Annotated in this window: 7 protein-coding genes and 1 pseudogene; all 8 read left to right on the top strand. The window is 65.4% G+C overall.

Features of this window, described 5'->3' with window-relative positions; all coding sequences use genetic code 11:
- The first annotated feature begins 3 nt into the window (after positions 1-3).
- The 8 genes and pseudogenes from FHY04_RS18740 to FHY04_RS18700 all read left to right on the top strand — a co-directional run bounded on the left by FHY04_RS18740 (position 4) and on the right by FHY04_RS18700 (position 12,270).
- Positions 4-4,224, top strand: a complete 4,221-nt coding sequence (locus FHY04_RS18740; RefSeq protein WP_183937405.1) for a strawberry notch-like NTP hydrolase domain-containing protein — start codon at positions 4-6, stop codon at positions 4,222-4,224.
- 126 nt (positions 4,225-4,350) lie between these two features.
- Entirely contained in the window at positions 4,351-6,414 is a 2,064-nt protein-coding gene (locus tag FHY04_RS18735; protein ID WP_183937404.1) for a ParB/RepB/Spo0J family partition protein, read from the top strand.
- 140 nt (positions 6,415-6,554) lie between these two features.
- Positions 6,555-6,785, top strand: a pseudogene (locus FHY04_RS18730) (ArdC-like ssDNA-binding domain-containing protein); the annotation flags it as partial.
- A gap of 574 nt (positions 6,786-7,359) precedes the next feature.
- Positions 7,360-9,057, top strand: coding sequence for a group II intron reverse transcriptase/maturase (gene ltrA, locus FHY04_RS18720; RefSeq protein ID WP_183937402.1), 1,698 nt, complete (start codon positions 7,360-7,362; stop codon positions 9,055-9,057).
- Between the two features lie 16 nt (positions 9,058-9,073).
- Complete coding sequence (locus FHY04_RS18715) at positions 9,074-9,823, top strand: zincin-like metallopeptidase domain-containing protein (RefSeq protein ID WP_311725581.1); 750 nt, start codon at positions 9,074-9,076, stop codon at positions 9,821-9,823.
- The gene (locus tag FHY04_RS18710) at positions 9,820-10,791 is read left to right on the top strand and encodes a phosphoadenosine phosphosulfate reductase family protein (protein WP_183937401.1); all 972 of its coding nucleotides are present in this window, start codon (positions 9,820-9,822) and stop codon (positions 10,789-10,791) included. The genes FHY04_RS18715 and FHY04_RS18710 overlap by 4 nt, the downstream gene beginning before the upstream one ends.
- 207 nt (positions 10,792-10,998) lie before the next feature.
- Positions 10,999-11,634, top strand: coding sequence for a hypothetical protein (locus tag FHY04_RS18705; protein WP_183937400.1), 636 nt, complete (start codon positions 10,999-11,001; stop codon positions 11,632-11,634).
- A gap of 24 nt (positions 11,635-11,658) precedes the next feature.
- Positions 11,659-12,270 carry a DUF6927 domain-containing protein gene (locus tag FHY04_RS18700; protein ID WP_183937399.1) on the top strand — a complete coding sequence of 204 codons (612 nt, stop codon included), beginning with the start codon at positions 11,659-11,661 and terminating at the stop codon, positions 12,268-12,270.
- Positions 12,271-12,408: the final 138 nt, after the last annotated feature.

The following is a 12,408-nucleotide window of genomic DNA, read 5'->3' as shown; positions in this document are numbered from 1 at the left end:
TCGATGCGCACTTCAGCCGCAGCTCTCGAACTCGATTTCACCGAACCCTCGATCACGGCCGCCAAGGCGGTCGCCGAGACCATCGCAAGGAACGGATCGCTCCAGCGCGACACGCTGCTGTGGGTCATGGAGCAAGCCTATGGCGGATCCTCGGCCGACGGTCGTTGGTCGCTCCGCGACGCTTACGACATGCTCGAACTCGCCGAGGTCATGTACCTGGCGAAGGCCGAGCTTCCGTCCACTCCGGGCGATTGCCTTGCCGCACTGACCAATCTGGTCGCCGGCCTGCCCACGCATACCGTCCGCAGCGAGGAGCAAATCGAGCTTCAGCAATTCTCGACCCCGGCGCCGATCGCCTACCTCGCTGCGCTCGCCGGTAGGATCGCCGCCACGGATATGGTTCTCGAACCCTCTGCCGGCACCGGCCTGCTCGCCGTCTTCGCGCACCGCGCCGGTGCCCGCCTGGTCCTCAATGAGATCGATCCGGCCCGCGCCGAGATGCTTGGCTCCGCCTTCCCGGGCGTCACTGTCACGCGCCACGATGGCGAGCTGATCCACGATCTGCTCGAACCAACCATCCGGCCAACGGCCGTCCTCATCAATCCTCCCTTCTCGCGCAGCGTCGGTCGGCACGCCGACCCGCTTGCAGCGTTCCGGCATCTGCGCGCCGCCTTGATGCGTCTGGGCACCGGAGGCCGCTGCGCTGCCATCCTGCCCGATCGCGTGGACATATCGAGCCGCGCCTGGGCCAAAGCGACGGAGGGCTGCACCCTCACGCTGCACCTTGAGCTGCCGGGCAACGCCTATGCGAAGCATGGCACCAGCCAGACGGTGAAGATCATGGTGCTGGAGAAAGGCACCGGCACGCCGGCCGAGCTGATCCGCTGCGCGACGCTCGCCGATGCGCTCGCGGCGATCGCCGCAAAGGCCGCTCCGCCTGTGTCCGCGCGTGTCGCACGCTCGGCCTCGCTGCTCGTCCGCCCGAGCGGGCGCAACTCGCTTCTTAGCGGCTTGACGAGCAAACCGCGCCTGAGCGCACCACCCGCAAAAGCCGCGCGGTCGCAGACCGCGACCCCGATCGACTACACCGTCTTCCCCGAGCCACTTCCGACCGGCGAGTCTGTCGGTGTGTACCTGCCCTATCGGCCCAGCCGCATCGCGATCGGCTGCGCATCGGCGCACCCGACCGCGCTGGTGGAATCGATCGCCATGGGCTCGATCACCGCGCCGCGGCCGACCTACGTCCCGACCTTGCCGCAAGCCGTCGTCGACGCGAAGACGCTCTCCGACGCACAGCTCGAGACGCTGATCTATGCCGGCGACGCCTTCGAGCGCGACATCCCCGGCCTGTTCAAGCCGGTCGAGGAAGGTCTCTCGATCGCACCATCGGAGGATGGCCGTCCCTACCGGACCGGCTTCTTCCTCGGTGACGGCACCGGCGCCGGCAAGGGCCGCCAGGTCGCCGCGATCATCCTCGACCAGTGGCTGCGCGGTCGCCGCAAGCACATCTGGGTCTCCAAGACCGAGACGCTGCTCGAGGACGCGCGGCGCGACTGGACCGCGGTCGGAGGTCTCGCGCTCGACATCCAGCATCTCAACCAGTGGAAACTCGGGACGCCGATCGGCGCGGCCGAAGGTGTGCTGTTCCTCACCTATGCCACGCTGCGCTCCAATCGCGGTGACAAGGGCACCCGGCTCCAGCAGATCCTCGAATGGGTCGGCGACGATTATGACGGCATGATCGTATTCGACGAGGCGCACGAGATGGCCGGTGTCGCAGGCGGCGAAGGCCGCTTCGGCACCAAGGACGGGTCCGACCAGGGCATCGCCGGCGTGCGGCTCCAGAACCTCCTGCCGCGCGCCCGCGTCCTCTACGTGTCCGCGACCGGCGCGTCAGACGTCAACAACCTCGCCTATGCAACGCGGCTTGGCCTGTGGGGTCCGGGCACGGCCTTCGCCGATCGCCGGACTTTCGTCGACTCGCTGCGCCGAGGCGGGATCGCCGCGCTCGAGCTGATCGCGCGCGACCTGAAAATGCAGGGTCTCTATGTTTCGCGTGCGCTCAGCTTCGCCGGTGTCGAATACGATATCCTCGAACACAAGCTCACGCCTGACCAGATCGAAGTCTATGACGCCTATGCGGATGCGTGGGCGATCATCCACGCGAACCTGCGCGCGGCGCTGGACGCGACCCGCGTGACGGACAGCTTCTCGAACGACACCTATAACAGCGGCGCCAAGGCGGCCGCGCTGTCGATCTTCGAATCCACCAAGCAGCGCTTCTTCTGCCAGCTCCTGATCGGCATGAAGCTGCCCTCGCTCGTTCCCGCGATCCGCGCCGATCTCGCCCGCGGCGAGAGCGTCGTCATCCAGCTCGTCTCGACGTCCGAGGCGATGCTCAACCGCGCGTTGGCTGCGCTGACCATCGAAGAGCGCGCGAACCTCGACATCGAGCTTTCGCCGAGGGAGTTTCTCATGTCGTACCTCACGGCCGCCTTCCCGGTCCGGCAGATGAAAACCTTCGTCGACGAGACCGGCAAGACCCGCTCCGAACCGATGTCCGACGAGGACGGCCGCCCCGTCTTTAGCCAGGAGGCGCTCGATATGCGCGACACCCTCCTCGAGCAGCTCTGCGCGCTGCCGATCGTCGGATCCGCGCTCGACCATATCATCGGGCATTTCGGCACCGATGCGGTTGCCGAGGTGACGGGGCGCAGCCGTCGCGTCATTATGGACGCGCACGGCCGCCAGCGCGTCGAAAGTCGCTCACCCCGCACCAACCTCGCCGAGACCGACGCCTTCATGCGCGGGCAGAAGAAGATCCTGATCTTCTCCGACGCTGGCGGCACCGGCCGCAGCTATCATGCGAGCCTGACGTGCGAAAACCAGTCGCGCCGCAATCACTACCTCCTCGAGCCGGGCTGGCGCGCTGACGCCGCCATCCAAGGGCTCGGTCGCACACACCGCACCCATCAGGCGACCGCACCGCTGTTCCGACCGGTGTCGACGGACTGCCGGGGCGAACGTCGCTTCATCTCAACGATCGCACGCCGGCTCGACAGCCTGGGCGCGCTCACCCGCGGGCAGCGGCAGACCGGCGGTCAGGGCCTGTTCGACCCGCGCGACAATCTCGAAAGCGACTATGCCAAGGAATCGCTCGAACAGTGGTTCCGCCTGCTCGCCAATGGCAAGCTGCGCTCCACCACGCTGGACGAATTCCAAAAACTCACCGGCCTCGAGCTGGAGGGCGAAGGTGGCGGCCTCAAGGAGGAGATGCCCCCGATCCAGCGCTGGCTCAATCGCATCCTTGCGCTGCGCATCGCCATGCAGAACGCGATCTTCGACGAGTATCTCGGCCTGATCGAAGCCCGGATCGAGGCGGCCAAGGAAGCCGGCACGCTCGATCTTGGCGTCGAGAGCATCAACGCCGAGCGCATCACGATCCTCGATCGCACCGTCATCCGGCGCGACCAGACGAGCGGCGCCGAGACCGAGATCCTCCGGTTGGAAACCGAGGAACGCTACAAGCCGCTCGCGCTCGATCGCGCTTTGCGGATCCTCGGCGAGGACGCCCGCCCGATCGTCAATCGCAAGTCGGGCAAGGCCGCGATCCGGTGCAGTACCTACTCGCTCACCGACGACGATGGCGAGATCGTGCGCCGCTACGAGCTCGTCCGCCCCACCCGCACCGAACGGATGCGGCAGGATCTTCTCCTCGAGACGATGTGGGAGGATGCCAGCGAAGCGGAGTTCTCCGCGCTGTGGCAGGCCGAGGTCGAGGAGATGTCGGGCAAGACCCGCACCAACACGCTCTACCTCGTCACCGGCCTGCTCCTGCCGGTATGGGATCGCTTGCCCGACGATCACGTGCAGGTCTGGCGTCTGAATACCGATGACGGCCAGTCCTTTCTCGGCCGCATCGTCCCCGCCCCGCTGGTGACCAAGCTCGCGGACGCCTTCGGCATCGCCGCCACCATCACGGTGTCGGGAGCCGAGACCGCCAAGCACGTCATGGGCAGCGGGGAGATCACCGCGCTTGGTGCGTACCGGCTGAAGCGCAGCCTGGTCGCCGGACAGCAGCGGCTCGAACTGCTCGACTGGCCGCACACGCGGTTGGCCGAGCTGAAGGCGGGCGGATGCTTCACCGAGATCATCCAGCACAAGACGCGGATGTTCATTCCCGTCGCCACGGCCGCGACCGTGATCGACCGCATCACCGCCTGAACCGACACAAGGCTCTCTTCCCGATCATCAAAGGGAGGGGAGGGAGCCTTCGGCTTTTTGAGCTTGATGAGCAGGCTCGCGTGACCGTCGGACAACGGCGCGCTTATCTCGAATGGAGTATGACCGATGATCCAGTCCGTGAAGGTCAAGAACCTGTCGCTGTCGAAGGACAATGTGCGCAAATCGAACCGTGACGCAGGGATCGACACCCTCGCCGCGAATATCGCAGCCCAGGGGCTATTGCAGAACCTGATCGTCACCCCGCTCAAGAAGGCGGGTACGTTCACCGTGAAGGCAGGCGGTCGGCGCTTGCGCGCGCTCCAGCTCCTGATCGAGCAGGGCACCCTCCCCGCTGACCACACCGTTCCCGTCCTCGTGCTGAGCGACGACGACAACGCGATCGAGGCAAGCCTCGCCGAGAACTTCCAGCGCGTGCCCATGAATCCGGCCGACGAATGCACCGCGTTCAACTTCCTGATCCAGAAGGGGATGACCGCCGAGGACGTCGCCAAGCGTCAGGGCGTGACCACCCGGTTCGTCGAGCAGCGCGTGCGCCTTGCCGAGCTGGCCCCTCCTGTCTTCGAGGCGCTCGCAGCCGGCGAGATCACGCTCGGCGTGGCGCAGGCTTACGCCGTCACCACCGACGTCGATCGCCAGACGCGCGTGTTCGCCCAAATGAGTACGGCATACTATGGCGACAATCCCGATAACATCCGTCGCGCGATCCTCAACGGCACGGTCAAGGCGAACGACGCCAAAGCGCGGTTTGTCGGTCGCGAGGCCTATGTCGCAGCAGGCGGTCGCATCGAGGGCGACCTTTTCGCCACGGAAGGCGATGAGAACTGGATCGACGTCGACCTGATCGAGACGCTTGCCGCCTCGAAGCTCGAAGCCGCAGCGGCCGAACTGGCGCAGGCCGAAGGTCTCGCGTTCGTTACGCCGATCGCGGCGACGCACGTCCCCTACGACCTGGAGCGCCAGCTTCACGAGTATCACGCTCCGGCCCGCGCCCTCACCGAGGACGAGACCGCGCGTGTCGAGGTTCTGTCGGCCGAGAACGACGCCCTGATCGAACAGCTCGAGCAGGAACTGCCCGACGGCAGCACCGAGGCCGAGGCGGCGAACGCCCGTATCGAGGCGATCGAGCGCGAGCTTGAAACCATCGAAGACGCTCGTCACGAGATCGATCCGGCGCTGAAAGCGCAGATCGGGACGTTCGTCTATATCGGGGGCGACGGCCAACCCCGCGTCCACACCCGCCTGTTCAGCGAAAAGCCGGTCGTGGACCCGAACGCGCCGCCCAAGGAATCGGGCGGCGCAGCCGGGGACAGCGATGCCGGCGACGGCGAGCAGGGTCCGAAACTCAGCGCCACACTGATCGACGAACTGGCGACCCAGCGTCGCCAGATCCTCGTCGCCCACGTTGCCAGCGACCCGACGATGGCCCTCGACCTGACCATCTTCCTGATGGCGCAGAACGTGGTCTTCGAGCAGGCCCACATCCCCAACCACTCGACCCTGAAGTCGAGCGCCGCGGGCTTCCCGATCTTCGGGTTCCGCGACGAGGGATCGATGGCATCGCAGACCATCGACGATCAGCGCCAGAAGCTCGACACGAGCTGGGCGGGTCTGCCGACCATGACCGCGCGCTTCGACGCCTTCCGAGCGCTCGATGACGAGGCCCGGGGCGAGTGGGTCGCGTTTTCGATAGCACGTACCCTCGAACCGACGCTCAACGTCGCCGAGGGCTATCGCAGCAACGGCTTCCACGACCATCTCGGTCGTCTTCTCGACATCCAGGTCGAAAATTGGTGGCGCCCGACGGCCGAGAACTTCTTCGGCCGGGTCAAGAAGACCGTCATGCTCGACGCGCTCGAGGAGATCGGAGGCCCGATCCTTCGCGGCCGCTACAAGGACGCCAAGAAGGGCGACCTTGCCGGCACCTGTGCCTCGCTGTGCAACGGTCAGGGCATCGTCGAAGCGGAGATCCGCGAGAAGGCGACGGCCTGGTTGCCCGAGGCGATGCGTTTCGACGCGATCGAGAAGGCGGCACGCACGCCGCTCCGCTCCAGCTTCGCCGACGACGAGACCGGCATCGATCCGGACGAGGACGAGGATGGCGATCTCGACACCGGCGACGATGCAGTGATCGATCACGAGGAAGAGGAGGATTTCAGCCAAGCAGCCTGACGCCGGCTTACACATTTCGAGGCACCTGGGGGCGGCACTTTTTACGGAGTGTCGCCCCTCTTTTTGTGACCCGGCACCGTCCCCTTCCAGAGGGGAGGATGCTCACGCGGGGTTGCCTCACCTCAATCAGGAGACCGATCGTGGCACAGACCACCGACAAGCCCTCGCCTGCCGACATCATCACCAACACCATCATCGACAAGCTCGAGTCCGGGGTGCGTCCCTGGGTCAAGCCGTGGCGCCCCGGCCTTGGCGGCCGTCCGCTGCGTGCGACCGGCGACCCCTATCGGGGCATCAACTGCTTCTGGCTGTGGCTGTGCGCCGAGAGCGCCGGCTATAACTCCCGGACGTGGATGACATACAAGCAGGCGGTGCGACGTGAAAGTCGCATGAAAGGAGTAGTCTCAATGACTTAGAACAGTGTCCAGTTCTATCGCCGCTTCCCCTGTGCGATTCGAGTAATCGATTGGTGCAGAGCGGGGATGAAAGCCCAAGACGACTTCCAGCCATGGGAAGAACTCGGGCGAGGCGAAGGTCGGACGGATGAAGTTCATGAACCTATAACGACGTGTCGTGAGGTAGTAAGGTGCCGAAATCGTGGCTGATACGGCATTGTTGGGCGCATTGCGAAACAGGGCGTGCTTGGCCCTGCTGCGGACACCGCGCCCCGGCACAGCATAGGCATCCACCCCGACCGCATCTCCATCATGCGGAACACGGAAACCCCGATGGGGACTGCCGGTGACGGCAGTAGGCCAACCGCAAGGGACCGCCGAATACCCAGCGGGAACAGGAGAGTCCGAGAAGCGAACGCCGGCACGCCGAAAGGCACGGGGAATCCATAACCCGCCGGATAGGGCCATGCCCAAGCCGAAAGGCTGCTGACGCGGACTTGGTGAACCGCCCGACATCATCGTGATGAACGCTAACCGACGGAGAAGTTGGATGCAGGTACGCCCTGTAAACGAACCCGAGGGACAGGCCCAATGGCGCGCCATCTACTGGCGTCAGGTCAACAGGCGTGTTCGCAATCTGAGACGAAGGATATTCCGGGCGACCCGGGAAGGCGACCACCGCAAGGTGCGCTCGTTGCAGAAGCTCATGCTGCGGAGCCGAGCCAACGCCGTCAAAAGCGTCCGGCAGGTCACGCAGATCAACAAGGGCAAGCTCACTCCCGGCGTGGACAAGTTGGTGGTAAAAACGACCGAGGCGCGATCTGCGTTGATCGACCGTGTAATGGCGCATCAGCCGTGGCGAGCGTCGCCGGTTCGACGAGTGTATATCCCGAAGGCAAGCGGCAAACTCCGTCCCTTGGGCATCCCAACGATCCTCGACCGTGCTATGCAGGCGGTCGTGAAAAACGCGCTTGAACCCGAATGGGAAGCGCGGTTCGAGCCGGAAAGCTACGGCTTCCGACCCGGACGGGGGTGCCACGACGCGATCAGCATGATCTTTAACATCGCACGTCCGACAAACCGGCGGCGATGGGTGCTGGACGCCGACATCGAGGGTGCGTTCGACAATATCGGACACGATGCGCTGCTCACGGCCATTGAGCGGTTCCCGGCCAAAGAGCTGGTCCGCCAATGGCTTAAGGCGGGGTATGTGGAGAAGGGCATCCTGCATGACACCGAAAGCGGAACGCCGCAGGGTGGCGTCATAAGCCCGTTGCTTGCCAATATCGCGTTCAACGGCATGGCTGCCGCGGTCGGTGTGAAACACATCGCTCGCGGCGACAATATCGGAAAGCGCGCGCTGGTCAGATACGCAGACGACTTCGTGGTGTTCTGCGAGACCGAGGAAGATGCCTATGCCGCCAAGGCCGATATCGGTGCTTGGTTGCAACAGCGAGGGCTGAAGCTCTCCGAATCCAAGACGCGGGTGGTCCACCTTGCCGATGGCTTCGACTTCCTCGGCTTCAATGTGCGCCATTACCCGACACCGGAAACAAGCCGGGCGGGCTGGAAGCTGCTGATCAAACCCAGCGGGGACGCGATAAAACGGTTCCGGCAACGGATGCGCGAGGAATGGCAGACCATGCACGGCCAGAATGCGGTCGCGGTCATGGCGCGCCTGAACCCAATCATCCGGGGCTGGAGCAACTATTATCGCACCGTGGTGTCGAAGAAGGTCTTTGCGCGGCTCGACAGCTGGATGTTCGACAAGGAGGTCCGGTGGGCGAGGAAGACACATCCGCACAAGCCTTGGTACTGGTTGAAACGGAAATACTGGGGGAAGCTCCACCCGTTGCGGCAGGACCGGTGGGTGTTCGGCTTGGCCGAGCGCGGGCCGGGTGCGTCGCTCTTGAAGCTTTGTTGGACGCCTATCGTGAGGCATGTTCTGGTGAAGGGCAGCGCCTCGCCCGACGACGCCCAGTTAGCCAAATACTGGGAAAAGCGGAGCGATAAGCGTCACGATGAGCTGACGGGCAGGCAGCGGAAGCTGGCGTTGCGCCAGAAGGGTGTATGCTTCTGGTGCAACGAAACCATCCACAACGACGAGTATCTGCACGTCCATCATCTTGAGTCACGTCGGCTCGGAGGATCGGACGAGCTCTTTAACCTGCGGCTTATGCACCTCTACTGCCATCAGCAACTTCACGCTCGGGAGAAATATTACCGGGAACGTGAGCGGTTCGCTTGAGCCGTGTGCCGTGAAAGTGGCAAGCACGGTTCTGAGGGGGGCGGGTTACAGCGATGTAGCCCGCCTACCCGACCAGGCCCTTGGCGGCCAGGTCCGCGAGGGCGAGCGGTCGCAGATCGCGATCTTTTACAAGTCCTACAGCAAGACGGTCGAGTCCGTCATCACCGGCGACACGACCGACGAGATGCGGCGCGTGCTGCGCTCCTATGCCGTGTTCAACTGCGACCAGATCGACGGGCTGTCGCCCAATTTCTACCCGAGCCCGGTCAACATCGTGCCCCCGGCCGATACGCTGCCGGAGCGCGCACGGCGCTTCCTAAATGCGCTGCCGGCAACGGTCCACACGCGCGGCGATCGCGCGTTCTACGACCGCACCGCCGACACCATCACCATGCCGCCCGTCGAGCTATTCTCGACCCGCGCCTACTTCGCGGCGACGCTTGCCCATGAGGCCGGCCACTGGAGCGGCCACCCCGACCGGCTCGATCGCACGTTCGGCAAGCGCTTCGGCGACGACGCCTACGCGTTCGAGGAACTTTGCGCCGAGATGACCTCAGCGCTGCTCGGTGCCGATCTCGGTCTCCCCACCTCCCACATGGACGATCACGCCGCCTATATCGGCTCGTGGCTAAAGGTGCTGCGCAAGGATAGCCGCGCGATCATGACCGCCGCGGCGAAGGCCGAAGCCGCAGCCGGGTATCTGCTCCGCGCGACCGGGCTCGACGCCTCGGACGAGCCCGAGGAACAGATCCGTGAAGCAGCATGACCGCTCAGGCCGCCCTCCCCGACCTCGGCGCCTACCGGCGCTTCGTCGTGGCGTTCAGTGGCGGCAAGGACAGCCTTGCCGCCTTACTCCACCTTCGCAGTCTCGGCGTGCCGGCACACGCGATCGAGCTGCATCACCATGATGTCGACGGCCACGGCCCGACGTTCATGGATTGGCCGTGCACGCCCGCCTATGTCCGCGCGATCGCCGAGCATTTCGGGATCGCTTTCTACGTCTCGTGGCGCGAGGGCGGCTTCGCGCGCGAGCTGGCGCGCGACGACGCGCCGACCGCGCCCATCCTGTTCGAGACGCCGACCGGCATCGGCCGTGCCGGGGGCAACGGCCCTGTCGGCACGCGCGGGCTCTTTCCCCAGACGTCTCCTGATCTTCGGGTGCGCTGGTGCAGCCCCGCGCTGAAGATCGACGTCCTCGCGGCCGCGATCCGGAATCAGCCGCGCTTCCTCGACGGCCGCACGCTCGTCATCACCGGCGAGCGTGCCGAGGAAAGTCCCTCGCGTGCGCGCTATGCGACGCTTGAGCCGCATCGCACCTCGACCCTCGCGCGTGCGGTCGATCATTGGCGCCCGGTCCATGACTGGACCGAACGCCTGATCTGGGACGCGATCGCGAAAGCGCGCATCCGTCCCCACCCGGCCTACGTCCTGGGTTGGGGCCGCTTGTCCTGCCGAGCCTGCATCTTCGGCTCGCCCGACCAATGGGCGACGCTCCGGCTCGTCTTCCCTGCCGCCTTCCGACGGGTCGCGGCTCGCGAAGCCGCAAGCGGCAAGACCATCCATCGCACGCTCACCGTCACGCAGCTCGCTGATCGCGGCACGGCGTTCCCGGCTGCGACGCTCAATCCCGACGAATTGGCGCAAGCCGATGATCCGGTCTGGCGTCTCTCGATCCTGACGGATCGCTGGACGCTCCCCGCCGGTGCCTTCGGAGACCATGCAGGGCCACCATAGGACACGCGATTTCACCGCGTAGATGTCCTGCTGGTGCCGAGCCCAAACGCCTTCTCACGAGCGTGGCCGTTAAGCCCTCGGCGCGGTCAGATTAACGCGATCACATCGAAAGTCCATCTTACGGCAGTCGTCGAAATACCCGGGACGCATGGAGGAGAGGAAGCCTTCGGCCTTTTGAGCGCGCCTGTGCGCTCAGGAGGTTCGGCTATGCTCTACGACACCCACTACCGCCACAACGAGGCGCTGTCTCCCGACGCGCTCGGCACCCTGCCCGCAGCGCTCCATGCCCTGAACGCGGGCGTCGACGACTGCCGGCGTGCCGGCAAGCCGATCGACCGCGATGCGTCGATCCTGCTGCTGATCCGCAACCTGGCGTCCGTCGCCGAACGTGGTGCGCCCAGCACAAACGAACTGCGCCTGCGCTGTGCGGAAGACCGCAACAGCGTCATCGCCGGATCCGCGCTGCTCGACATCGCCGGCAATAGCGTCGCCGACGACGCAGCGGCGAAACGTACCTTCCATCGACAGACACGCCTCGCGCTCGCTTCGCTTGCCGAGGCGATCGGCCTCGAGGCGCAGGACGTCCGCATCGACACCGACATGGGTGGCCTTTCCGACGATGGCACGACCGAGCTGCGCCACGCCGATCTATCGATCCGCGTGCGGCCGCACAGCTTCCTCCCCGACAGCGAAATCACCTTCAACCGCTGCCGGGGCGGCGAACACGCCGGCCCCGTTCAACGCGCGCCGATCGCCGAGCTGCTGGATGCAGCCACGTTCCAGCGCCGGCTTACCGCGACGGTTGGCGACGTTGGCGCTCCGCGCCTCGCCGCTGCCGCCTGATCCTCACGTCATCGGAGACTTATCATGGGTTGGCTCTTCATGCGCGATATGGGCGGCCACGCCACCCCGCGCTCGTATCTCGACAACCAGTTCACCTACCAGCGCGACACGCATCGGCTCACCGTGCTGGCATCCGCCATGGTCGGATCGACCTATTACGCCGCTTGCGAGCGCCTGGCGAACGACGCCGAACGGGTCGTGTTCGGCATCGTCTGCCTCACCAAGACCAGCACCGGCGCGCGCGACGGCTGCACGTTCGGGTTTAAGGACATGGATGAAACGGTCGGGCCGAACGAGAGCGAGTGTCCGGCCGCGATCCTCGACGAGCTGACCGCTACGGACAGCGAATACGCCCTGGCCTGGCGGGCGCGATGCCGCGCCAACCTGCTCGCCAAGAAACTCGACCGGGCCAAGCCTACGCCGAAGCCCGGGCAAACGATCATCTTCGATGAACCCATGCGCTTCAGCGACGGCAGTGACCGCAGCCGCTTCGAGGTGGTCGCGAACCCCAAGGGCAAGACGCCGCTGTTCCGTGACCCGGAAAGCCGCGCGATCTGCCGCATCCCGGCGTTTCGCAAGCGCGCCTACCGCATCGTTCATGCGGCGATCGTCGTGCGGGACGCGGCCAGTGGCTGACCGCCCGCCCGTCATCGCCGCCTGGGGTGCCGGCGTCGATTCCACCGCCATGTCTGTGGAGAATCGATAAGCGCATATGACGTTTACGGCTGCAGGCGGCGTCCGGCGGCCATCGAGAACCATTAATCTCATTCGGAG

It is taken from the genome of Sphingomonas sp. BK481 (assembly GCF_014194875.1).
Classification (GTDB): domain Bacteria; phylum Pseudomonadota; class Alphaproteobacteria; order Sphingomonadales; family Sphingomonadaceae; genus Sphingomonas; species Sphingomonas aerolata.
This window is presented reverse-complemented; position numbering and strand designations above follow the sequence as displayed.